At 66.6% G+C, this 22999-nt stretch carries 21 protein-coding genes; 9 read left to right on the plus strand and 12 right to left on the minus strand.

Going from position 1 to position 22999, the window contains the following annotated elements; genetic code table 11:
- Positions 1 to 2: 2 nt before the first annotated feature.
- The 4 genes from ACTJJM_RS02520 to ACTJJM_RS02535 are packed head-to-tail and all read left to right on the plus strand — an operon-like array spanning position 3 to position 4711.
- Complete coding sequence (locus ACTJJM_RS02520; RefSeq protein ID WP_224329126.1) at positions 3 to 1409, plus strand: TolC family protein; 1407 nt, start codon at positions 3 to 5, stop codon at positions 1407 to 1409.
- A complete protein-coding gene (locus tag ACTJJM_RS02525) occupies positions 1402 to 2415 on the plus strand; it encodes an HlyD family secretion protein (RefSeq protein ID WP_224329125.1) in 1014 nt (337 codons plus the stop codon). Before ACTJJM_RS02520 ends, ACTJJM_RS02525 begins: the two co-directional genes overlap by 8 nt.
- Positions 2400 to 3587: an ABC transporter permease gene (locus tag ACTJJM_RS02530; RefSeq protein ID WP_224329124.1), complete on the plus strand. Its 1188-nt coding sequence runs from the start codon at positions 2400 to 2402 to the stop codon at positions 3585 to 3587. Before ACTJJM_RS02525 ends, ACTJJM_RS02530 begins: the two co-directional genes overlap by 16 nt.
- Positions 3584 to 4711, plus strand: a complete 1128-nt coding sequence (locus ACTJJM_RS02535; RefSeq protein ID WP_049455632.1) for an ABC transporter permease — start codon at positions 3584 to 3586, stop codon at positions 4709 to 4711. The genes ACTJJM_RS02530 and ACTJJM_RS02535 overlap by 4 nt, the downstream gene beginning before the upstream one ends.
- 44 nt (positions 4712 to 4755) lie before the next feature.
- Here ACTJJM_RS02535 and ACTJJM_RS02540 read toward each other — a convergent pair whose 3' ends face one another.
- From ACTJJM_RS02540 to ACTJJM_RS02550, 3 genes are all read right to left on the minus strand, one after another.
- Positions 4756 to 6132 carry a hypothetical protein gene (locus ACTJJM_RS02540; RefSeq protein ID WP_010483218.1) on the minus strand — a complete coding sequence of 459 codons (1377 nt, stop codon included), beginning with the start codon at positions 6130 to 6132 and terminating at the stop codon, positions 4756 to 4758.
- 145 nt (positions 6133 to 6277) lie between these two features.
- Complete coding sequence (locus tag ACTJJM_RS02545; RefSeq protein ID WP_005415760.1) at positions 6278 to 6646, minus strand: glycine zipper 2TM domain-containing protein; 369 nt, start codon at positions 6644 to 6646, stop codon at positions 6278 to 6280.
- A 166-nt stretch (positions 6647 to 6812) separates the two neighbouring features.
- Positions 6813 to 9032, minus strand: coding sequence for a methyl-accepting chemotaxis protein (locus ACTJJM_RS02550; protein WP_440865117.1), 2220 nt, complete (start codon positions 9030 to 9032; stop codon positions 6813 to 6815).
- A 282-nt stretch (positions 9033 to 9314) separates the two neighbouring features.
- Between ACTJJM_RS02550 and ACTJJM_RS02555 the strand changes: the two genes are divergently transcribed.
- Complete coding sequence (locus tag ACTJJM_RS02555; protein ID WP_049455629.1) at positions 9315 to 9707, plus strand: barstar family protein; 393 nt, start codon at positions 9315 to 9317, stop codon at positions 9705 to 9707.
- Positions 9708 to 9737: 30 nt separating this feature from the next.
- Here the strand turns inward: ACTJJM_RS02555 and ACTJJM_RS02560 are convergent, their stop codons facing one another.
- Both ACTJJM_RS02560 and ACTJJM_RS02565 read right to left on the minus strand, forming a co-directional pair.
- Entirely contained in the window at positions 9738 to 10730 is a 993-nt protein-coding gene (locus ACTJJM_RS02560) for a glycosyltransferase (RefSeq protein ID WP_010483226.1), read from the minus strand.
- The gene (locus tag ACTJJM_RS02565; RefSeq protein ID WP_235303970.1) at positions 10730 to 11992 is read right to left on the minus strand and encodes an O-antigen ligase family protein; all 1263 of its coding nucleotides are present in this window, start codon (positions 11990 to 11992) and stop codon (positions 10730 to 10732) included. The genes ACTJJM_RS02560 and ACTJJM_RS02565 overlap by 1 nt, the downstream gene beginning before the upstream one ends.
- 365 nt (positions 11993 to 12357) lie before the next feature.
- Between ACTJJM_RS02565 and mutS the strand changes: the two genes are divergently transcribed.
- The 3 genes from mutS to ACTJJM_RS02580 all read left to right on the plus strand — a co-directional run bounded on the left by mutS (position 12358) and on the right by ACTJJM_RS02580 (position 17454).
- Positions 12358 to 14913, plus strand: a complete 2556-nt coding sequence (mutS, locus tag ACTJJM_RS02570) for a DNA mismatch repair protein MutS (protein WP_032952456.1) — start codon at positions 12358 to 12360, stop codon at positions 14911 to 14913.
- Positions 14914 to 15099: 186 nt separating this feature from the next.
- Positions 15100 to 16743, plus strand: a complete 1644-nt coding sequence (locus ACTJJM_RS02575; RefSeq protein WP_440865118.1) for a catalase — start codon at positions 15100 to 15102, stop codon at positions 16741 to 16743.
- 108 nt (positions 16744 to 16851) lie between these two features.
- Positions 16852 to 17454 carry a DUF937 domain-containing protein gene (locus ACTJJM_RS02580; RefSeq protein WP_010483234.1) on the plus strand — a complete coding sequence of 201 codons (603 nt, stop codon included), beginning with the start codon at positions 16852 to 16854 and terminating at the stop codon, positions 17452 to 17454.
- A 72-nt stretch (positions 17455 to 17526) separates the two neighbouring features.
- Here ACTJJM_RS02580 and ACTJJM_RS02585 read toward each other — a convergent pair whose 3' ends face one another.
- The 3 genes from ACTJJM_RS02585 to ACTJJM_RS02595 form a co-directional block, all read right to left on the minus strand.
- Positions 17527 to 18714 carry a cellulase family glycosylhydrolase gene (locus tag ACTJJM_RS02585; protein ID WP_197576678.1) on the minus strand — a complete coding sequence of 396 codons (1188 nt, stop codon included), beginning with the start codon at positions 18712 to 18714 and terminating at the stop codon, positions 17527 to 17529.
- A gap of 113 nt (positions 18715 to 18827) precedes the next feature.
- Entirely contained in the window at positions 18828 to 19235 is a 408-nt protein-coding gene (locus ACTJJM_RS02590) for an RNA-binding S4 domain-containing protein (RefSeq protein ID WP_010483238.1), read from the minus strand.
- A gap of 9 nt (positions 19236 to 19244) precedes the next feature.
- Positions 19245 to 19484 (minus strand): hypothetical protein, encoded by a 240-nt coding sequence (locus ACTJJM_RS02595; protein ID WP_019337562.1) that lies wholly within the window; start codon positions 19482 to 19484, stop codon positions 19245 to 19247.
- A 62-nt stretch (positions 19485 to 19546) separates the two neighbouring features.
- Here ACTJJM_RS02595 and ACTJJM_RS02600 point away from each other — a divergent pair, with 62 nt between their 5' ends.
- Positions 19547 to 21019 carry an MATE family efflux transporter gene (locus tag ACTJJM_RS02600; RefSeq protein WP_228355152.1) on the plus strand — a complete coding sequence of 491 codons (1473 nt, stop codon included), beginning with the start codon at positions 19547 to 19549 and terminating at the stop codon, positions 21017 to 21019.
- Between the two features lie 74 nt (positions 21020 to 21093).
- Here the strand turns inward: ACTJJM_RS02600 and ACTJJM_RS02605 are convergent, their stop codons facing one another.
- The 4 genes from ACTJJM_RS02605 to rplS all read right to left on the minus strand — a co-directional run bounded on the left by ACTJJM_RS02605 (position 21094) and on the right by rplS (position 22918).
- The gene (locus ACTJJM_RS02605) at positions 21094 to 21501 is read right to left on the minus strand and encodes a DUF1801 domain-containing protein (protein WP_010483245.1); all 408 of its coding nucleotides are present in this window, start codon (positions 21499 to 21501) and stop codon (positions 21094 to 21096) included.
- Positions 21502 to 21539: 38 nt separating this feature from the next.
- The gene (locus ACTJJM_RS02610; RefSeq protein WP_100448061.1) at positions 21540 to 21974 is read right to left on the minus strand and encodes a DUF1801 domain-containing protein; all 435 of its coding nucleotides are present in this window, start codon (positions 21972 to 21974) and stop codon (positions 21540 to 21542) included.
- Between the two features lie 79 nt (positions 21975 to 22053).
- Positions 22054 to 22434 carry a DUF6404 family protein gene (locus ACTJJM_RS02615; protein WP_305730112.1) on the minus strand — a complete coding sequence of 127 codons (381 nt, stop codon included), beginning with the start codon at positions 22432 to 22434 and terminating at the stop codon, positions 22054 to 22056.
- Between the two features lie 82 nt (positions 22435 to 22516).
- Positions 22517 to 22918, minus strand: a complete 402-nt coding sequence (rplS, locus tag ACTJJM_RS02620) for a 50S ribosomal protein L19 (RefSeq protein ID WP_005415736.1) — start codon at positions 22916 to 22918, stop codon at positions 22517 to 22519.
- Between the last annotated feature and the right edge of the window lie 81 nt (positions 22919 to 22999).

Raw genomic sequence — 22999 nt, forward strand, 5'->3', positions numbered from 1 at the left:
GCATGGGCGTGATCGGCCGACGTACAAGGATGCACCGCGCGAAGCCCGCGCTGGCGCTGGCGCTGGCGACCTGCCTGCCATTCGCTGCGTCCGCGCAGAACAACACCGACGCACCTGCATTGGACTGGGAACAGGCGCGGCAACGCCTGGAGCAGGTCTCCGATGCACTGGCGGCCGCTGACGCAGCGGTACGCAACAAGCAGGACCTGCAGGACGCGACCCGCCTGCTGCGCCTGCCGGAGATCACCGGCGAAGTGCGCCGCCTGCAGTTCCAGAAGACCCTCACCCTGCCACTGGGCTCGCTGGCCCCCGTGGCTGAAGCCTTCGGCATCGATTCGCCGCTGTCGTTCACCGAGCGCGACTGGAGAACGCGACCGGTGGTGACGGCTGTGCTGCCGCTGTACACCGGCGGCGTGATTCCGGCCGCGCAACGTGCCGCCAGCGCCGCCCACGAACAGGCCAGCGCCGAGCGCGAAGCACAGCGCCAGTCGCTGACCGTGCAGCTGGCCCAGGCCTATTTCGGCCAGCGTCTGGCCGAGCAGGCGGTGGACGTACGCCGCGACGTGCGCGATGGCCTCAACCAACATCTGTCCGATGCGGAGAAGCTGGAGCGCGAGGGCTTCGCCACCCGCGCGCAGCGCCTGCAGGCCACCGTGGCCCGCGACAAGGCCGAGCGTGAGTACCAGAAGACGGTGAACGATCTGGCCACGTTGAAGGCTGCGCTGGCCACGCTGCTGCGCAGTGGTGGCGAAGTACAGCCCGTATCGCCGTTGTTCGTGCAGCGCGTACCGCTGGAGCCGGTGGCCAGCTTCGAGCGCACCGCGCAGGCGCGCCAGCCGCAGATCGCACGCCTGCGGGCGATGGTGGCGCAGGCCGAACAGGGCGTGCGCGTGCAGCAGGCCAAGCTGAAGCCGCAGATCTTCGCCTTCGGCCAGTACGACTTCCGCCGCCGCGACGAGATGCTGACCGATCCGGACTGGGCGTTCGGCATCGGCCTGAAGTACACCTTCCTGTCGCCGAACTCGCGGCCGGCGCAGATCAGTGCCGCACGTGCGCAGCAGGAGCAGGCCGAAGCCGGCCTGCGCGAGGCCGAAAACCAGGTCGCACTGGGCGTGCGCAAGGCCTGGAACGAACTGGAAACCGCGCGGCAGCAGTTCGTACTGCTCGACAGCAGCATCGCCCAGGCACAGGAAAACCTGCGCCTGCAGGAGCTGGCGTTCCGCGAAGGCCAGGCGACTTCGCTTGATGTAATCGACGCGCGGCTCGGCCTGGGCGGTGCCCGTGTCGAGCGTGCGCAGGCCGCCTACCAATACGATATTGCGCTGGCACAGTTGCTGGAGGTCAGTGGACAGATGGACCGTTTCGAAGAGTTCCGGCGGCGTGCGGACGAGGTGATCGACCATGAGTGATGTGCTGCACGACGAAGCGAAAACGCCCCCCGGCAAGCGCCGCTTGGGCCCGATCCTGATAGTGGTGCTGCTGATCGTGGTGGTGCTCGGCCTGTGGCTGGCCTGGCGCAGCCCGGCCGACCAGATCCAGGGCATGGCCGATGCGGACACGATCAACGTGGCCGCCAAGATCACCGCGCGCGTGGCCGAACTGAAGGTGCGCGAGGGCGACCGCGTACAGCCCGGCCAGGTGCTGTTCCTGCTCAACAGCCCCGAAGTGGCCGCCAAGGAACAGCAGGCGCACGGCGCATTGGCCGCCGCGCAGGCGGTGGCCGACAAGGCCGACGAAGGCGCGCGCAGCGAGGACATCCGCGCCGCCGAAGCGAACTGGAAGCGCGCCGAAGCCGGTGCGACGCTGGCCGAGGCCACCTACCAGCGCGTGCAGAACCTGTTCAACGAAGGGGTGATGACCCGGCAGAAGCGCGATGAAGCGCATGCCCAGGCCACCAGTTCGCGCGAACTGGCCCGTGCTGCCCGCGCGCAGTACGACATGGCGTTGGCCGGCGCGCGCGAGCAGGACAAGCGCGCCGCGCAGGGCCAGGTGCAGCAGGCACAGGGCGCGGTGGCCGAAGTCAACGCCGCGCGTGTCGAAGTCGAAGGGCGCGCGCCGGTGGCCGGCGAGATCAACAAGCGCATGGCCGACCCCGGCGAACTGGTGCCGGCCGGCTACCCGGTGTTCACCCTGGTCGACATCGACCGCATGTGGGTGGCGATGAACCTGCGCGAATCGCAGATGCAGGGTCTGAAGGTCGGCAGCAAGCTGAAGGGCAACGTGCCGGCACTCGGCCAGGACGGTGAGTTCGAGGTCTACTTCATCAACCCGGCCGGCGACTATGCAACCTGGCGCACCACCCGTCAGTCGTCCGGCTACGACGTCCGCAGCTTCGAGGTGCGGGTGCGCCCGGTACGCCGCATCGAGGGCTTCCGCCCCGGCATGAGCGTGCTGTTCGCATGGCCCCAGCACTGAGCCCCGACCGCAACGGCTTCGCCGCTTCGTGGCGGCGCGAGCTGCAGTCGCTGCGCGGCAACCGTGCCGACCTGCTGCTGGTGACCCTGCTGCCCCTGCTGATGCTGGCGGTGATGGCGTGGATGTTCACGCCGTCGGTGATGCGCGATATCCCCATTGCTGTGGTCGACCTCGACCACAGCAGTGACAGCCGCCTGCTGCTGCGCATGCTCGATGCCAGCCCCGGCGTGCGCATCGCCAGCCAGCCCGTGGACATGGAAGACGCCCGTTCGCAGCTGCGCCGCCTGGATGTGTTCGCCATCGTACTGGTGCCGCGTGATGTCACCCGACAGGCGTTGCGTGGACGGCAGGGCACGGTGTTCGCCTATTACAACGCCACCTACATGACCACTGGCCAGTCGGCGGCGCGCGATATCGGCGACGCCGTCTCGGCCTGGAACGCGCGCCTGCTGCGCGAGCACATCGGCCTGCAGGTCGGCCCGGGCAAGCTGCGTGCGGCGCCGATCGCGGTGCAGTCGGACATCCTGTACAACCCGGCACGCAGCTACGAACTGTTCCTGCTGCCACTGATCTTCCCGGCGGTGCTGTCGCTGGTACTGGCGCTGGCCGTAGCCGGCAGCCTTGGCCGCGAGATCCGCGACGGCACCCTGCCCGCCTGGCTGGGTCGCATGCCGTGGTCGGCGATTGCCGGCAAGGTCGCGCCGTACATCCTGCTGTTCTCGTTGTATGGCGCGCTCGGCATTGGGTACCTGGCCTGGATGCGCGGCGATGGCGTGGCCGGCAGCGTGCTCGTGCTCCTGCTCGCACAGCCACTGTTCTGCTTGGCCACGGCCGCCTACGCGTTGTTCTTCGTCGGCGTCACCCGCGACATGGGTACCGCGCTGTCCGCGGTCGGCCTCAGCATCGGCACCGCACTGGCGTTCTCCAGCGCCACCTTCCCGGTGCTGGATGGCCCCCTGTTCACCCGTATCTGGCATCAGTTGCTGCCACTCAGCGCCTACATCAAGCTGCAGACCCAGCAGCAGTTCATCGGTTCGCCGCTGCAGGTTTCGATATGGCCGCTGACCACGCTGTTGTTGATGACGATGGTGGCCGGTGGCATCGGCGGCCTGCGCCTGATCGCCTTTGCGCGTACGCCTGAAGCCGCGCAGCCTGCGGGAGCCGACGCATGAGCGCACTCTGGCGCAGCCTCCGGCAGACGCTGATGGCAGTGCTGTGCGACCGCTACGCGATCGTGGTGATGGTCGGCGCGGTGATCCTGTACTCGTTCTTCTACCCGGCCGCGTACCGCCACCAGGTGGCCGGCAACCTGCCGGTGCTGGTGGTGGACGAAGACCACAGCGCGACCAGCCGCGCGCTGCTGCGAAAGCTCGATGCACTCCGCGTTGCACGCGTGGTCGGGCAACCGGCAGACATCGACAGTGCACGCCAGCAGCTGGAAGCCGGCCACGCCGAGGGCATCGTACTGATCCCGGCCAACCTGGAACGCGACATCCTGCGCGGCCATCCGGCCAAGCTGGTGTTGCTCGGCAACGGCGCCTACCTGGGCCGTGCCAGCTGGGTGCTGGGCAGCGTGGCCGATGCACTGGGCGCGTTCGGGCGTGAGGCGGTAGTCGGCCAGGCGGCCTTCATGGGCGCACCGCAGGCACCGCCGGTCACCCTGGTGCAGCGCCCGCTGTACAACACGCAGGAAGGCTATGGCAGCGCCATCGTGCCCGGCGTGGCCGAGCTGATCGTTCACCAGACCCTGTTGATGGGCATCGGCGTGCTGCTCGGTGGCCGCCGACTCGCGCTGGGCCGGCGCCTGCGCTTCGACCTGCCAACGCTGGCGGGCATGGCATTGGGCTTCAGCCTGATCGGCCTGTTCGGTCTGTTCTGGTACGCCGGCTTCACCGCGTGGGTGCAGGACTATCCGCGCGGTGGCAATCCACTGGGCCAGTTATTGGGCGGCACGCTGTTCATCGCCGCCACGGTGGCGTTCGGCCTGTTCGTCGGCAGCTTCTTCCGCACCCGCGAACGCGCCTTCCAGTACATCATCGCCACCTCGATCCCACTGTTCTTCCTGGCCAACCTGTCGTGGCCGGCGGTGATGACGCCGCAACCGCTGGTCTGGCTGGCGCAGCTGCTGCCGACCACCTCGGGCATCAACCTGATGGTGCGCCTGAACCAGATGGACGCCCGCCTGGCTGAAGTCGGCCACGAACTGATCACTCTCACCGTCCTGCTGCTGCTCTACGGCAGCCTCGCCGCCTGGCGCCTCCTCGAAAAAAAGGGGACGAAGGGGATTGAGTCGTAAACGGCAAGGTCGGGGGATGCGGCTCAATCCCCTCCGCCCCCTTTTCAGGGGTCGGGCGCGTACCAGAACGGGATGCGGTACTCGCGGCGTCGCTCCGGGCCGCGCTCGCCCCCTTCGGCATTCCAGACCAGGCTCAGGTCATGGCGACCCGGTGCCAGCGTCGCCATGGGCAGATAGCCCACCAGGCCACGCATGTCGAGATCGCGGCGCTCCATCGGCATGAAGTCGTGCAGGTCAACCGGCGTGCCATCCAGCTGCACCCGCCACAACCGGGACAGGCACTCCACCGCTGCGCTGGCAGCCTTTGCGCCAGTCGCTTCATTGCGTGCGGCGGGCAAGGCGGTGCAGTGCTGGCGCGCCAGCGGGTTGTCGCGCTGGGGGCGGTGTGGAATGAACACACGCAGGCGTGAACCACTGATAGTGTCCGACGGGATCATCGGGTACGGCAGCAGCTGATCGTGCGCCGAACGCATCGATTCGTAATGCGCGCTCAACATGCCGTGTTCGACGGCCTCGTCGGTCATCACCTGGTAGCGGTTGAACAGCGAGAACTTCACCGAACCCAGCACCTGCACCCCGCCCAGCACCATGGCCACCATCACCGCCAGCAGATAGACCGCCATGAACGAACGCGAGCGCAGGTTGCTCTGCAGGGTCAACTGCATGGTCTGCATCAGGCGCAGCAGGGGAATCCGTTGCAGGCCCGCCAGGAAGCGCTGCAGCCACCGCTGCAGGCCGTCATAGGGCTGGTCGCGCCGCTGCCGGCGCGCAATGACACGCTCCAGCAGTGCAGGAACCAGTGCGAGTACAAGCAGGCTGGCCAGCACGGTACCGACCACGATCATGGCCACACGATCGGAACCGCCGGCAAGCGCACTGATCGCCATCGCCACGCACAACGTCAGCACGGCCATCACCAGGGTGCCGGCCAGCGTTTGTACTGCCAGCAGCGTGGTGGAGAAGAGCATGGTGGCCAAACGATCAGCGCGTTCGATGCTGCCGTCCAGGCCACCGTCGCGCGCCTTGAGGAAAGCGCGCGATACCGGGCCCATCTGCGGCAGCCGTTCCCAGTCGATGCCCTTGGGAAAGTGCGATTTCAGCCCGATCAGGCCTATCCAGTACCCGCGCACGGTCAGGTGCGCGATCAGCGCTACCGCCAGCACGTAACACATGCCCACGCTGATGCTGAAACCAAACCACAGCACCTGGAAGTACATGCCTTCCGTGTGCAGGCTGCTGCGCGCCCACGCATCGAACAGGTACCCAGGCACCGCCAACAGTGCGAACGCCAGCAGGCCGGAAATGAACAGTTCCAACTCATCGGTACGCTCGCGCAGCCGACCGAAGCGGGTGCTCGCCTCGGGTCCGGGCTCGCGGTCGGCAACCGGCACGTGCGACTCTGCGACGGGCAATTCGTTCACAGGGCATTCATCCTTGGAGGTCGGCGCAGTATAGGCGCGACACAGCGGCCGGCGATACGGGGCCCCACAACGAGGAACGCCGGCACGGGGCCGGCGTTCGAGGAACTGCGTTGCGGAAGGGGGATTACGCTGTTGGCATCATCGGTCAGCGGTAAACGCGCTCGCAGCGGCGTTCGACCACGCGGTCGCCGTTCTTCTGCTGGCTGTTGCCCTGGATCTGGCGGCCGGCCGCACCACCGGCCACGGCACCGGCCACGGTGGCCAGCTTCTTGCCGTTGCCACCGCCCACCTGGTTGCCCAGCAGGCCACCAATCACGGCGCCAGTGGCGGTACCGGCGATGCGGTTGGGATCGCGCGAATTACGCTGCACTTCCACGTTCTTGCAGACCACGCGGCTGCCGTCATTGAACTTGCGTCCCTCATCGCGCGGCCCATAGGTCTGCGCGCCGGCCACCGACGAAGCCGCCAGCAGGGTGCCCAGCACAAGCAATCGGGTCGAGGTCTTCATGGCCATCTCCTGAGTTCCGGTATGGCACCAGTGTCCTCCCGCGGTTGGCAACCGGAAGTGAAATGCGCGTGTCCGCCACTTCATCGGCCATCGCACGTTCAGGAAGAAAATCCGCGCCCATCGCGACCAGCCGTCGCGATGGGCGCCGTCTCCCTGCCGGCATTGCCCTCTGCTAGAACTCTTCCCAACCACCCGCATTGGCGGCCAGCGTCGGCTCAAGCCGCGGCGACAGCACCGCAGGCCGGCGTACCGGCGCAACCGATGCCGCCACGGCTGCCAGCGCCGGGCGTACTGCGGCGGCGGTCACCGCCCCCGTGCGGAACACCGACACGGCTTCGGCCAGCAGGTTCGCCTGCTCCTCCATCGAGCGCGCTGCGGCACTGGCTTCTTCGACCAGCGCGGCATTCTGCTGGGTGGTCTCATCCATCTGCACCACCGCCTGGTTGACCTGTTCGATGCCCGAGCTCTGCTCCTGGGAGGCAGCAGAGATATCGGCCATGATGTCGGTCACGCGCTGCACCGAGGCCACGATCTCGCCCATCGTGGTGCCGGCCTGGCGGACCAGCGCCGAGCCATCGGCGACCTTGCCGACCGAATCCTCGATCAGGCCCTTGATCTCCTTGGCCGCGCCCGCCGAGCGCTGCGCCAGCGTACGCACTTCGCTGGCCACCACGGCAAAGCCCCTGCCCTGTTCCCCGGCACGCGCAGCTTCGACCGCCGCGTTCAGCGCGAGGATATTGGTCTGGAAGGCGATGCCATCGATGACCGAGATGATCTCGGCGATCTTCTTCGACGCGGCTTCGATGGCCGACATCGTGGTGACCACCTGCCCGACCACTTCACCGCCCTGCGAGGCAACACCATGCGCGCCGATGGCCAGCTGGTTGGCCTGGCGTGCGTGCTCGGCGTTCTGCTTCACGGTAGAGGTCAGTTCCTCCATCGACGCTGCCGTTTCTTCCAGGTTCGCCGCCTGCTGTTCGGTACGCCGCGACAGGTCGGTGTTGCCCGAGGCGATCTCGCCCGCTGCCAGGTTGATGCTGGAAGCACTGGCCTGGATACGGCCCACGATCTGCTTGAGCTGATCGACGGTGGCGTTGCAGTCATCACGCATGCGCGCGAACACGCCGTGGAAATCCCCCTGCATGCGCACGGTCAGGTCGCCGCGCGAGATGGCCTGCAGCAGGGTCGAGACCTGCACCAGGTTCTCGTCGGTGGTCTGCATCAGGCGATTGAGCCCTGCCACCATGTCGCGGAAATCGTAGGCGAAGCGATCTTCATCACCGCGCAGGCTGAAGTCGCCTGCCGCGGCCGCTGTCGCCAGCCGGCGGATCTCGCTGTTGATCGCCGACAGGCTGGACTTGGTTTCGTCCATCGCCTGGGTGATCGCCGCCTTCTCGCCGGGCAGCGGGTCCATGTCCACCGACAGATCGCCGCGTGCGTAGTGCTTCATCACCTCGATCAGCCGGTTCTGTACCTGCACGTGCGATCCAACCAGCGCATTGGTCTCATGCACCATGCGCCCGTAGTCGCCGGGGAATGCGCTCTCGTCCATGCGGTAGCTGAGGCTGCCGGCATCGTGCTGGCGTGCCAGCTCGCCCTGCGCCGCCATCACCGACTGCAGCTGTGCCTGCATGCGCTGCATCGACTTCAGCAGCTGGGTCACCTCGTCGTTGCCGGTGGCGTCGATGCTGCTGTCCAGGCGGCCACTGGCGATGCCGTCGGCCAGCTTCACCGCGCCTTCCAGCGGACGGGTCAGGCTGCGGGTGATCGCCCAGGCCGCCAACGTGCCCAGCAGCAGGCTCAGTGCCCCGAACGCGATCGACAGCGTGCCGGTCCACGATTCGGTTGCGCGGTACTCTTCGCGGCTGCGTTCGGTCAGTGTTTCCTGGTGGCGCAGCAGGGCCGAGATGGATTCATTCCAGGCCGTTGCCAGACCGTGCTCGGCCAGCAGCTCCTTCGCTGCCCCATCAAAATCCCCCACCTTCATGCGCTCATGCAGTTGCTGGGTTGATGCATCGGTGGCCTTTCGTGCCGCCTCGATGCGCGCGACCAGGGTATCGCCGGTGGCGTCACGCGGAATCTTGATGTACTTGGCCCAGATACCGTCATAGGTCCGCGACAACTCCTGGGCACGCTGGTAATCCCTGTCGAACTCATCACCCCGCTTGATCACCATCAGGCGGCGATGCATCAGCACCGCGTTGTTGGTATCAAGCATGTCATTCAACAAACGCATCTTGACCATGTTGACGTCCACCACTTTCTCGAACTGGGCGGATTTCAGCTGATTCCCATACAGCACCAGGCCAACGATGGCCATGATGAACAGCAGCAGCAGACCGAAGCCGGCGCCAAGCCGGGATCCCACACGGAGATTACGTAAGGCAAGCATCTCAATTCCCTTGATCGTGGCCGTACGTTCGATGGCGGCGCAGCGAAGGGAAACTTTACAGGACTTTATATATGGACCGATCCAAATATATGGAACTGTGCAGGCAGTCAGAAAACAAGGCGACAGATAATGGCGCCATATCATTATCGAATACCGCTGACACGCCAGCGCCCGATGAAAATCACGCAGGTTTAACACCATAATCATGCCAACTCCATCCGAAGCGGCCCTGGATTATCTGCGCCGGACACAACCGCCGCCCGGGAGGGCTACAGTCTGCAGATGACACGGATCCTGCACATCGAAGGCGCGTCCATCAACGACATCGCCAGCCTCTACGTGGAAATCAATCGCGTGTTCATGGCCGACGAAGACTGGCAACTGGGCGCAAGCCTGGATGCGCTTGATGACCTGCTTCACGGCGGCTACGGCGCTCTCGCAGGCCATGCCATCGCCACGGTGGTGTGGCGTGACATCGCCCACAGCCGCGATGCACTGGGCCGCGAGACCACGCGCGCCTGGCTGCAGTCGAAACTCGCTCAGGGCGGCAGGTTCAACGGTGCGGCCATCCACGCTCAGTTGACGGCACTGGCGTTTGGCCAGGGACAGACCTACTTCGAGATCGTCATGGAGATCTTCGGCAGCCATCCGCAGATCACCCTGGTGCCTGGCTGAGCGGGCTGCAGCGACCAGCCCCACATCAGCTCAGAGCTTGGCCAGGGCATCGCCCAGACGGCGCGGGAACGCCACCTCGCTGGCCAGGTGCCATGCGCGTGCATTGGCGCCCAGCCGGGTCCACTCGGCCTCATCCATCGCCAGCGCGCGCTCGACGGCCTGTTCCAGCGCCTTCTCATCCACATGCCAGGTCCTGGACAGATGGCAGGGCTCGCCCTCGTGCGCGGCAACCAGGATGCCGCGGCTGTCGTCGATCATCTGATTCATCGGCGCGCCGTCACAGGTGATCACCACCGCCCCGCAGCTCATCGCTTCCACCAGATAGTGGCCCCAGCCTTCGGTCTGCGACAGGCACAGGTGGAACGCATGTTCGTTCTGCAGGCGCTGCACCTCCTGGTCGGGCAGCCGCTCGCGGACGATTCTCAGGTTCGCGGCACCGCCCTCATCTTCGTCCGAAGGGCCGCCGCGCAGGATGGTCAGTAAGGGCCATTCGGGGTGCCGTTTCCAGACATTGACGAGTGCAGCCGTTCCCTTCATACGGCTGGTACCGGCCGCATGCAGGAAGCTGCGCGGCCTGCGCGGCACTGCCGGGTCGTAGCGGTCACGGCTGCAGAAACCGACTTCCAGCGCGCGCATGCCCAGCGCGTTGAAGATGCGCGTGGCTTCTTCGGTCTTGGTCAGCAACGCATCGAACCGCGGCAGGATCCGCAGGCTGCGTGCGGACACCCATTCCGGATTCGGGATCAACAGATTGACGTTGGCCAGTCCGAAGCTCGCCGGCCGGACATGTTCCAGCGAGATGTTGACGTCGAACCGGGCCGGCGTGCGCCCCAGGCTCAGCCACGAGGCCAGCAGCCTGCGCAGGCGCATTCCGCGGAGTTTCCAGGCGCCACCATTGCGCACCGCGTCCAGGCGGCTGACCGTCACCGTGTGCCCGAGCTGCTGCAACGAGCGCTCGATCACCTGGATGTCATGGGACAGGCCACGCTGGTTGTCGGCGGCCAGCAGATGGATATGCGCCATCAGGAAGGACTCCCTGGCCGGAGCAGGTCACGCGCCGGCAAGGCGGTCGCCAGCATGAAACCCAGCACCAGGTAGAAATAGAACGAATGCGGCATCGCCCGGTAGAACACGTTGTCCGTGAACGCCGAAAGCGCATAGACGATGACCACGGCAAGTCCGGCGGTGGCGATCATCGCGGTGATGTCGTCGGCGTGGCCGAGACGTCGCACGAAATGGATGCCGGGCAGGATGAAGACCAGCAGCATGATCAGCAGCAACGGCACGCCACCGGTCACCGCCGCTTCCAGGTACTCGTTGTGTGGGTGGTTGTAGCGGAAGATCGACTCGGACACCTCGCCGCGTGCGATGCCCTCACGTGCATAGGTACCGAACTGGTTCAGGCCCACCCCCGCCACGGGATGCTCGGCGAAGGCGTCGACCGCCACACCCCACATGGCGATGCGCTCGCGGACCGAGCCGACCTCGTTTTCCTGGTTGAAACCGGAGATCTCGCCACTGACCTCACCGAAGCGCTGGATCACCTCATGGTTCAGCACCGAGGTGGCGCCGACCACGCCAATGACCAGGGCACCGACGAAGGCCAGTGCCCCCCGCCAGCGCCGGGTGCGCCGGACGTGCACCGCAATCACCATCAGCATGGCGGGAATGAACGCCAGGATCGGCCCGCGGCTCTGCGCCAGGATCGAACCATAGACGCCGACGGCGATGGCCACGCCGTGCAGCCAGCGTTCGGCCGGATGGACATTGGGCTGGATCAACCGGATGACCGAGAACAGCGCCATGCACAGCGTCACCATGGTGAACTCGATGGCCGTCCATTCGCCGCCACTGAAACCGTGCGCGCGTTCAAGGCCCATCACGTGGTGCTGCACGATGCACGACCCGCCGAAGACCAGGGTGGACAGGGCAAAGATCTTCCAGATCAGGCGCCAGTCCAGCGCAGTGGCGAACACCGCAGCGGTGCCCAGGTAGAGCAGTGTCTGTGCAGGAAGGTCCAGTTCGTTCCAGCGCAGCCCGTGCCAGAGGATGCTGTAGAAGGCATAGGCCAGGCGCAGGAAGCAGACGATCACGATGAACCGGGCGATGCGGTAGCGCAGGCGGACATCGGGCTGGCGGCGGATCAGAACCACGCCGGTGACCAGCAGGGCCAGCAGCAGCACCGCCTTCAGCAAGGTATAGGGTGCGGAGCCGGCAAGCGGAACGATGGCGACCAGGATGCTCAGCAGGACGGTACGCCAGGTGTAACGAGGTTCGGCGGCCATGCAGGCTGCAGTCATGCTTGTTCTTTCCATCAACGCCCGCCCGGGGTGAGTCGCCCCGGTTTCCATGGAGGCCGCTTGGCGGAAATCGCCGGGGCTGACACTACCGTGGGGCCCCGTGGAAATCAACCAAACCGCAGGTGTACGGGGGCCTGCGTTGGCGTACGGACAGTCGCGGGCAACCGCCCTTGTCTCTGGGCTTCCGGTCGGGATCATCGACCGCCCCAGGTCGCTACACTAACGATCTCTCCGGCCATGCCTGCGCGTGGCCACGCCCCGACGCCCTGCCAAGACGCGAAACGCCCCAAGTGACTGATACAAAAGACAACACCAGCAACGCCAAGGCGTCCAAGGACCACACCCCGCTGATGAAGCAGTTCTTCGCGGCCAAGTCCGATTACCCGGACCTGCTGCTGTTCTTCCGCATGGGTGACTTCTACGAACTGTTCTATGACGACGCCCGCAAGGCGGCGCGCCTGCTCGACATCACCCTGACCCAGCGCGGCAGCTCCGGGGGCGCACCGATCCCGATGGCCGGCGTGCCGGTACATGCCTATGAAGGCTACCTGGCGCGGCTGGTGGCACTGGGCGAGTCGGTGGCGATCTGCGAACAGATCGGCGACCCGGCGCTGGCCAAGGGCCTGGTCGAGCGCAAGGTAGTGCGCATCGTCACCCCCGGCACGGTCACCGACGAGGCGCTGCTGGATGAACGCCGCGACACCCTGCTGATGGCCCTGTCGCGCAGCAAGCAGGGCTACGGCCTGGCGTGGGCCGACCTGGCTGGCGGCCGCTTCCTGGTCAACGAAGTGGAAACCGACGACGCCCTGGAAGCCGAGCTGGCACGGCTGGAGCCGGCCGAGCTGCTGGTGCCCGACGAAGAAAACTGGCCGGAGTTCCTGCGCCAGCGCACCGGCGTGCGTCGCCGCGCGCCGTGGCTGTTCGATGCCGACAGTGGCCGCCGCCAGCTGCTGAACTTCTTCAAACTGCATGACCTGAGCGGCTTCGGCATCGATGACAAGCCGCGCGCGACCGCTGCCGCCGGCGCCCTGCTCGGTTATGTCGAGGAAACCCAGAAGCAGCGCCTGCCGCACCTGACCTCCATCGCGATGGAGACTGCCGGCGAGGCGATCGCGATGAACGCCGCCACCCGCCGCCATCTGGAACTGGATACGCGTGTTGATGGCGACACCCGCAATACGCTGCTGGGCGTGCTCGACAGCACGGTGACGCCGATGGGCGGCCGCCTGCTGCGGCGCTGGCTGCATCGTCCGCTGCGCCTGCGCGAGGTGCTGGTACAGCGCCACCATGCGGTGGAAACCCTGATCGATCGCGGCAGCGACGCTGACATCCGCGAGCAGTTCCGCCGCCTTGGCGACCTGGAACGCATCCTCACCCGCGTGGCGCTGCGCTCAGCGCGCCCGCGCGATTTCTCCACCCTGCGCGACGGCCTGGGCCTGCTGCCGGCGGTGCGCGACGTGTTGGCCCCGCTGGACTCACCACGCCTGCAGGCCCTGCATGCGGCGCTGGGCGAGCACGACGAGTGCGCGCAGCTGCTGGCCAGCGCCATCGCCGAGATGCCGCCGCTGAAGTTGAGCGACGGCGGCGTGCTGGCCGATGGCTTCGATGAAGAGCTGGACGAACTGCGCCGCCTGTCCACCCACGCCGACCAGTTCCTGGTCGACCTGGAACAGCGCGAGCGCGAAAGCAGCGGCATTGCCACCCTGAAGGTGGGCTACAACCGTGTGCATGGCTACTACATCGAAATCAGCAAGGGCCAGTCCGACCGCGCGCCGGTGCACTACACCCGCCGCCAGACGCTGACCAATGCCGAGCGCTACATCACCGAAGAACTGAAGGCGTTCGAGGACAAGGTGCTGTCCGCGCGCGACCGTTCGCTGTCGCGCGAGAAGTACCTGTACGAGCAGCTGCTGGATACCCTCGGCGGGCAGCTGGAGCCGCTGAAGCAGTGCGCCGCCGCACTCAGCGAACTGGACGTGCTGGCCGCCTTCGCCGAACGCGCGCAGGCGCTGGACTGGGCCCGGCCGGAACTGCAGGCCGAGCCGTGCCTGAAGATCGAACGCGGCCGCCACCCGGTGGTCGAGGCGGTACGCGAGCAGCCGTTCGAACCGAACGACCTGGACCTGCATCCGGACCGCCGGATGCTGGTCATCACCGGCCCGAACATGGGCGGTAAATCGACCTACATGCGGCAGAACGCGCTGATCGTGCTGTTGGCCCACATCGGCAGCTTCGTGCCGGCCAGCCGCGCATTGATCGGCCCGATCGACCGCATCCTGACCCGCATCGGCGCCGGCGATGACCTGGCCCGCGGGCAGTCCACCTTCATGGTCGAAATGGCCGAGACCAGCTACATCCTGCACCACGCCACCGCGCATTCGCTGGTGCTGATGGATGAGATCGGCCGCGGCACGTCCACCTACGATGGCCTGGCGCTGGCCGACGCGGTGGCCCGCCACCTGGCTTACCAGAACCGCTGCTACACGCTGTTCGCCACCCACTACTTCGAGCTGACCGCGCTGGCCGATGAGCAGCACGAAGGCGGCCGCAGCGGTATTGCCAATGTGCACCTGGACGCGGTCGAGCATGGTGAGGCGCTGGTGTTCATGCACGCGGTGAAGGACGGCCCGGCCAACCGCAGCTTCGGCCTGCAGGTGGCGGCCCTGGCAGGCCTGCCGCGCGCCACCGTAGCGCAGGCGCGCCGTCGCCTGGCCGAGCTGGAACAGCGCGGTGGTGAAAGCCATGCCGCCGAGCTGGCACCACAGGCATTGGATGCACCGCAGCAGTTCGGCCTGTTCGCGGCGCCATCGAACAAGGCACAGGAAGCACTGGCCGCCATCGATCCGGACGAACTGACGCCGAAGCAGGCGCTGGAAGCGTTGTATCGCTTGAAAGCGCTGCTGTAGCCGCAGCGCAAACGCTTGGCCTCCTGCCTCGCAGGAGGCCCATCGAAAGATTTCGCAAATCTGATTCTGAGTTTCAATTGACAGAATCTATCAACCTGAACGAATCATTCGATTATTCATTTCATCTGGCGCTAGCTAAAGTCGAGTGAAGATGTTCCACCCCGTCTTCACCCGCAGGAGCCAGCCATGAGCCAGTCCGATAACAACAGCCCCAAATGCCCGTATCACACCGCGCCGTCGCCTGCGGAAGGCGCCCAGCAGCAGCGCGAGCTGAGCACCACGCCGAAACAGAAGCAGGGCGATGATCCGGTGACCCCGATGACCACGGCCTTCGGCGCGCCGGTGGTGGACAACCAGAACAGCAAGACCGCCGGCCCACGCGGCCCGCTGCTGATGGAAGACGTCTGGCTGCTGGAAAAGCTGGCCAACCTCAACCGCGAGATCATTCCCGAGCGTCGCATGCACGCCAAGGGCTCGGGCGCGTTCGGTACCTTCACCGTCACCCAAGACATCAGCAAGTACACCCGCGCCAAGCTGTTCGAGAAGGTCGGCAAGCAGACCGAGATGTTCGCCCGCTTCACCACGGTGGCCGGCGAGCGTGGCGCCGCCGATGCCGAGCGTGACATCCGCGGCTTCGCGCTGAAGTTCTACACCGAAGAAGGCAACTGGGACCTGGTCGGCAACAACACGCCGGTGTTCTTCCTGCGCGACCCGCGCAAGTTCGCCGACCTCAACAAGGCCGTGAAGCGCGACCCGCACACCAACCTGCGCAGCGCGCGCAACAACTGGGATTTCTGGACGCTACTGCCCGAAGCCCTGCTGCAGGTGACCGTGGTGATGAGCGATCGCGGCATTCCGCGCAGCTTCCGCCACATGCACGGTTTCGGCTCGCACACCTACAGCTTCACCAACGCCGACAGCGAGCGCTTCTGGGTCAAGTTCCACTTCGTCAGCCAGCAGGGCATCGAATCGCTGACCGATGCGCAGGCACAGATCCTGGTCGGCCATGACCGCGAAAGCCACGGCCGCGACCTGTTCGCCGCGATCGAGAAGGGTGACTTCCCGAAGTGGAAGCTGTTCATCCAGGTCATGCCGGAGCTGGAGGCGGAAACCTATCGCGTGCATCCGTTCGACCTGACCAAGGTATGGCCGAAGAGCGACTACCCGCTGATCGAAGTGGGCCAGTTCGAACTGAACCGCAACCCGGTCAACTGGTACCAGGACGTGGAGCAGTCCGCGTTCGCACCGAGCAACCTGGTGCCGGGCATCGGCCCCTCGCCGGACAAGATGCTGCAGGCGCGCCTGTTCGCCTACTCCGATGCGCAGCGCTACCGCCTGGGCGTGAACCACCACCAGATTCCGGTGAACGCAGCGCGCTGCCCGGTGCACAGCAACCACCGCGACGGTGCGATGCGCGTGGACGGCAACTACGGCGGCCTGCCGCACTACGAGCCGAACAGCTACGGCCAGTGGCAGGAGCAGCCGGAGTACCGCGAGCCGCCGATGAAGATCCGCGGCGACGCCGACTTCTGGAACTTCCGTGAGGACGACGCCGACTACTTCAGCCAGCCCGGTGCGCTGTTCCGTAGCTACAACCAGGCACAGAAGGACCGCCTGTTCGCCAACACCGCCCGTGCCCTGGGCGATGCGCCGGACTTCATCAAGCAGCGCCACATCGACAACTGCAGCAAGGCCGACCCGGCCTACGGTGCTGGTGTGGCCGCGGCGCTGAAGGCGCTGGCCAGCCAGCCGTCGGATCCGTTCAAGCCGGCCCAGCCGGAAGCGGACTTCCCCACCGCCACCCCGGGCGCCGAAGACATCGAGCTCTGATCGCCCTCCCCCGTGAACGGCACGCCGCCTCCCTGCGAGGCGGCGTCGCCGTTTTAACGGTCCGCGTCGTACCTTCTGCACGCCCAACCCCAATCAAGGATCCCGCAGATGAGCCTGACCGATGAACTTCTCGCCAAGTTGCAGGGCGCCCCGCTGCAGCAGGTGTCGCAGCAGCTCGGCATCAGCGATACCCAGGCTTCCGGCGCGATCAGTGCCGCGCTGCCGGTGCTGATGGGCGCGCTGGGCAACAACGCCTCGCAGCCGCAGGGCGCGCAGGCACTGCTCGGCGCCTTGCAGAACAACCACAGTGGCCTGGACCTGGGCAGCGTGCTCGGCTCGGTGCTGGGTGGCGGCGGCGGCGGTGCCGCCAGCGATGGCGCCGGCATCCTCGGCCACATCTTCGGCGGCAGCCAGCAGAAGGTGGAAACCGGCCTGGCCCAGGCCACCCAGCTCGACAGCGGCCGCACCAGCCAGCTGCTGCAGATCCTCGCGCCGATCGTGATGGCCTTCCTTGCCCAGCGCCTCGGTGGCGGCCAGGCCGATGCCGGCTCGCTCAGCCAGGCCCTGGGCCAAGAAAAGCAGCAGGTGCAGCAACAGGGCGGTCTTGCCGGTGGCCTGCTCGGCAGCCTGCTGGACCAGGACGGTGACGGCCAGCTCGGCGTGGGCGATCTGCTCAAGATCGGCGGCAGCCTGCTGGGTGGCAAGCGCTGAACGATGCCGCCGCCGGGCGTGGCCCGGCGTGATCGGCATCTCCATGGGACGCGCCGGGCAATGCCCGGCGTCTTACCGGTTGCCCGCCTTCAACCGCTCCAGGATCGGCGCAAACAGCGGTGCCTTCATCGAACGCGGCGGCGCCACGGTCTTCCCCTTCTCCTGCGCCTGCCAGTACGACCACGGCAGCGGACTGTCGCCCAGCTCGTAGTCCATGCCATCCCAGCCATCCTCGCGGAACGCGTAGAAGGCCCAGTGCACCTTGTCCTGCTCCAGCACCTGCAGCACGTCCTGCAGGTAGCGGCCGCAGTCGGGCCAGCGCCGCATGCAGCCGAACTCGCCGACCACCATGCGGTTGGCCCTCACGCCGTGCGTCTTCGCCCAGTCCATCGGCTGCTGCAGGTAACTGCGGACCCGCGCGGCATCCCAGCGTTCGCTGTGTTCGCCAAACGGCACCACGCCTGGGTAGCGATACGGCGTGGTGCGCTTCTGGTTAGGCGCGCTGGTTGCGGCATACGGCTCATACATGTGCACGCTGTACAGCAGTTTCGAATCTGCCAGCGGCGCCGGCCAGTAGTTGAAACCGTCGGCAGCGGCGTACCAGCCGGCATCCAGCATCAACGGCATGTCCGCATCGACCGCACGGATGCTGGCGATCAGGTCCGAATAGAAGCGGCGCAGATCGCGTGGACCGTCTTCCACACCGGCGTACCACTGCTGCATGGCCGCGGCCGAGGCATGCTCGGCCAGGCCAGCACCATACTCGGGAACCGGCTCGTTGATCAGGTTGTAGGCGGCCAGTGCGGGATGGCCCTTCAATGCCGTGGCGAGGTCGCTCCAGAAGCGCCGGGCCGGCGCGTGATTGTCGAAGGACTGCCACAGGCGCGGATCGACCTTGTCGCCGTTGTGCTGCTTCCAGCGCAGCAACGGCAACGACAAAGGAGTCAGCACCACTTTCAGCCCAGCCGCGTCGGCATCATCCAGCACCCGCCGCAGCGTGGCCAGGTCGGCCGGAACCAGGCTACGGTAGTCGTCGGCGTTGCCAATCAGGAAGTCACGCCCGCCCTGCCCCTTCCACTTGTCCGGTACCAGCCGTACCCAGGTCGCACCGGTCGCGCGCAGGGCCTCGAAGTAGCTCCGGTCCGGAGGCGACATGTTCATGCTGTTGCCCCCGCGCTGCGGAGTGTCCCAGAACGTGATGTCGGCCGCGTGCAATGGCGCGGCGGCAAGCAGGGACAGGCACAACAGCATGCGATGCATGGGCAGGCTTCCAGAAGGTGGACTTCCAGCCTGCCCCGCCCTTTCCGAATGCACCGTGACTCACGCCTGCTTTCGCGCCGCGATAGGAACCATGCACCGGAATCGCCGTTCGGTCAGAGCGCGTCGATATCGCCCAACGCGCGGATCAACCGCCGCGCGCGCTTGTCCGGTTTGTGCTCTGGCGGTTGGAACCCATCGCGTGCGGCGATGCGCAGCGCACGCTGTTCGGCACGACGGGCCTTGGAGGCCTCGCTCTCGGCATACAGCTGCTGCGCCGCCGGTGCGGGCCCGCGCTGGTCGCTCAGGCCGAGCACCCGGATCTCGAAATGCTCCTCGCCGCGATCCACCTGCAGCTGCTCACCCACACGCACCGCGCGCGAGGATTTCGGACGCTGGCCCGCGACGCTGACCTTGCCGGTTTCGATGGCCTGCTTGGCCAGGCTGCGGGTCTTGAAGAAGCGGGCCGCCCACAACCAGATGTCCAGGCGGACACTGGGCGACAGCGGGGAAAGCTCGGTCATCGGCAGGGACTACTCCGTTCGCTTGTTCAGGGGACGCGGGTTGTCGGGATCGGTGCGGCAGCCGCTGCCCCCGATCAGGGTGGGTACGCCGGCGGAAAGATCCTGGCGCTGGCTGCCGACCAGGCACTCGGGGCGGTCGGTTGGCCGCACCTGGGTATCGCCCAGCCGGTCACCTGTCGAACATGCGGCCAGTGCGGCGCCGATCAAGGCCAGCGCCGCGCTCCGCTTCATCTGCAGTCGTTGATGCATTGCCACATCCTGCAAACCGGCTTGGTGCTAGTGTGCGCCTCCCGGGATTTGATCACCACTCCATGGCCAAAGCGCCGCTTGACCTGACCTCCGGCCCGATCGGCCGCAATCTCCTGCTGTTTTCCCTGCCGATCCTGGCAGGCAACATCGCGCAGTCGCTGAACGGTTCGGTGAATGCGGTCTGGGTCGGGCGCTTCCTCGGCGAGGCGGCACTGACCGCCACCGCGAACGCCAACAACATCATGTTCTTCCTGATCGGCTCGGTGTTCGGCTTCGGCATGGCCTCGACCATCCTGATCGGCCAGGCGATCGGCGCGCGCGACATCGCGCAGGCGCGGCGCGTGGTCGGCACCAGCGCCACCTTCTTCATCGGCCTGTCGGTAATCATCGCCATCGCCGGCTGGTTCATGGCCCATCCGCTGCTGGCGGCGATGGGCACGCCGGCCGCCTCGCTGCCGCTGGCCGAGGCCTACCTGCAGATCATCTTCCTGGCGATGCCGACGCTGTATGCGTTCGCCTTCCTCACCGCCGCGCTGCGCGGTGCCGGTGACTCGCGCACGCCGTTCCGCTTCCTGATGGTCTCGGTGGCGCTGGACATCGTGCTGAACCCGGTACTGATCTTCGGCATGGGCCCGTTCCCGGCGCTGGGCATTGCCGGCTCGGCCTGGGCCACGCTGGTCGCGCAGACGCTGTCGCTGGCAGGCCTGCTGCTGTACATGCGGCACAAGCGCCACACGCTGTGGCTGGGCCGTGCCGACATGCGCCTGTTCAAGCTCGACCTGGCCATCCTCAAGGCGCTGGTGGTCAAGGGCGTACCGATGGGCCTGCAGATGGTGCTGATCTCGCTGTCGGTGATCCTGCTGATGACCATGGTCAACCAGTACGGTACCGACACCGGCGCGGGCTACGGCGCCGCGCTGCAGCTATGGAACTACCTGCAGATGCCGGCGATGGCGATCGGCGCCGCGTGCTCGTCGATGGCCGCGCAGAACGTCGGTGCACAGCGCTGGGACCGCGTACGCGGCACCGCGCGCCAGGGCGTGCTGTTCAATTTCCTGCTGACCGGCGCGCTGATCCTGCCGCTGGTGGTGTTCGATCGCCAGCTGCTGGCCCTGTTCCTGCCGCCGGCCAGCCAGGCGCTGGACATCGCCCGCCACCTCAACCATGTGGTGATCGGCTCGTTCCTGTTCTTCGGTGTCAGCTTCGTGATCTCCGGCGTGGTGCGCTCCACCGGCGCGGTGATTCCGCCGCTGCTGATCCTGGCCGGTTCGCTGTGGGGCGTGCGCGTGCCGTTCGCCGAGCTGCTGCAGCCGTACTGGGGCGCCGATGCGATCTGGTGGAGCTTCCCGGTCAGTTCGCTGGTGTCGATGCTGCTGTCGCTGGCGTATTACCGCTGGGGTGGCTGGCGCAAGGCGAAGATGATGGGCAAGCCTTCGCACGCCGAAGAACTGGCCACGCCGTCGGAAATTCCGGCCTGCCCACCGTCACCGGTGGCCGACCCGGATGCCGCGCTGGATGCCACTCCGCCGCGCTGAGGTGGGTGCGGACCGTTGGTCCGCACAGGCGCGGCCCTCCAAGCCGGGCATGGGCTCGGCGCTACAGGAGGCGGTCAGCGTTTCTTCTTCGCCGCGTTGAACGCCGCCGCCGCGCGCAGCAACGCCTTCAACGCGGCGGCATTCGGCATCGCACCTTCATGGATGTCGATCGCGCGCCGCGTGTTGCCCTCCAGGCTGGCGTTGAACAGGCCTTTCGGATCGGCCAGCGCCGCCCCGTTGGCGAAGGTCAGCTTCACCGCCTGCTTGTAGGTCTCGCCGGTGCACAGGATGCCGTTGTGCTCCCACACCGGTGTACCGCGCCACTTCCAGGTCTCCTGCACGTCCGGCAGCGCTTCATGGATCAACGCACGCACGCGTGCCAGCACTTCGCCACGCCAGTCGCCCAGCTCGGCGATGCGCGCATCGATCAGTTCAGTTGCCGGGGTTCCGGCATCGGCAGGGTTCGGTGCATGCGTGGCCATCAGCAGCTCTCGTCGGGAAGGAAACCAGAACGTCGGGGTTACATGCGCTCACCGGGCAACGCGGCGGCCTGGCGCACCCAGTCGAGGAACTGTGCTTCATCCAGCGCGCCATCCTGCGGGATGTGCAGGTAGCGCGTATCGGCACTCCTGGACGGCTCGGGTGGCATCGGCTTCAGTGCAGCGCCACGGAAGAACGCCACCTTGATGTAGCGGGTGAAGCAATGGAAGCTGAGGAACCAGCCTTCGCCCGGCGCCACCGCATACATCGGCGAGTTCCACTTCACCGCCTTGCGCACGCCGGGTACAGCCTGCTCGATCAGCGCATCCAGCTGTGCGCCGATCGGCCGCTTCCAGTCCGGCATGGCGGCGATGTACGCCTGCACCGGGGCATCGCCCTCGCCCTTGGCGATCTGCGGGTTGCCGCCGGACAGCAGCGTGGGCGCGGCGAAAGGTGCGGTTCGCTTGGCAGGCATCGCACGGTACGGCCATCGGGATGAAGCCGCAGCCTAGCGCGGCCCTTACCTGGCGGTCACGGCGCAGTGCGCCATCGGCTCAGTCCGCCTGCCGCGCGCGGAACTGCCGCCAGTCCGGCAGCTTGCGGTGGCGGCGCAGCGAGCGCATCAGGGCCGCCATCACCACGCCGAACAGCGCACCGGCCAACAGCCCGGCCACCAGCAACAGCGCCAGCGGGCGCTCGCTGCCCTGCCACAGCATCAGCCACATCAGCGCGGTCCAGAACAGCCCAAACAACAGGCCCTGCACCAGCGCGTTGGTGCCAAAGCCGGCCAGGATCGGCGGTGGCAGTGCGATGCCCACGCGCCACAGCAGGCGATGCAGCAACGGCGCCGATTGCATGCGCGCCATCCCCTTGCCGTCGAGGAAGCGCAACGCCGACTGGATCACGGCGGGATAGCGCGGATTGATGTCGTTCATCAGCTGATCGTGGCCGATGCGATGCCGGAAACGCAAACGGCCACCCGAAGGTGGCCGTCGCGGCAACAACCGAAGTTGTTTATCAGGCCTTGTCGGCCAGACGGGCAGCCTTGGCGGCAGCAGCGGCAGCCAGGTCTTCCTTGATGCGGGCAGCCTTGCCTTCCAGGCCACGCAGGTAGTACAGCTTGCCGGCGCGGACCTTACCACGACGCTTCACTTCGACCGAGTCGATGATGGCGCTGTGGGTCTGGAACACGCGCTCGACGCCGTAGCCGTGCGAGATCTTGCGGACGGTGAACGAGGAGTTCAGGCCGGCGTTCTTGGTGGCGATGACGACGCCTTCGTAGGCCTGCACGCGCTCGCGGCTGCCTTCCTTCACCTTCACGTTGACGACAACGGTGTCGCCCTGGCTGAACTTCGGCAGTTCACGGGTGATCTGGGCGGATTCGAATTCCGCGACGATGGACTTGTTCAGCTTGCTCATGGGTTACACCGATTCTTGTTCGGGTGGGCGTGTCGTATCGACAACGTAGGCTCATGCAGTCACCGGACTGTGCTGCACGTT

This window comes from Stenotrophomonas sp. 22692 (genome assembly GCF_052045015.1).
GTDB classification, from domain to species: domain Bacteria; phylum Pseudomonadota; class Gammaproteobacteria; order Xanthomonadales; family Xanthomonadaceae; genus Stenotrophomonas; species Stenotrophomonas geniculata.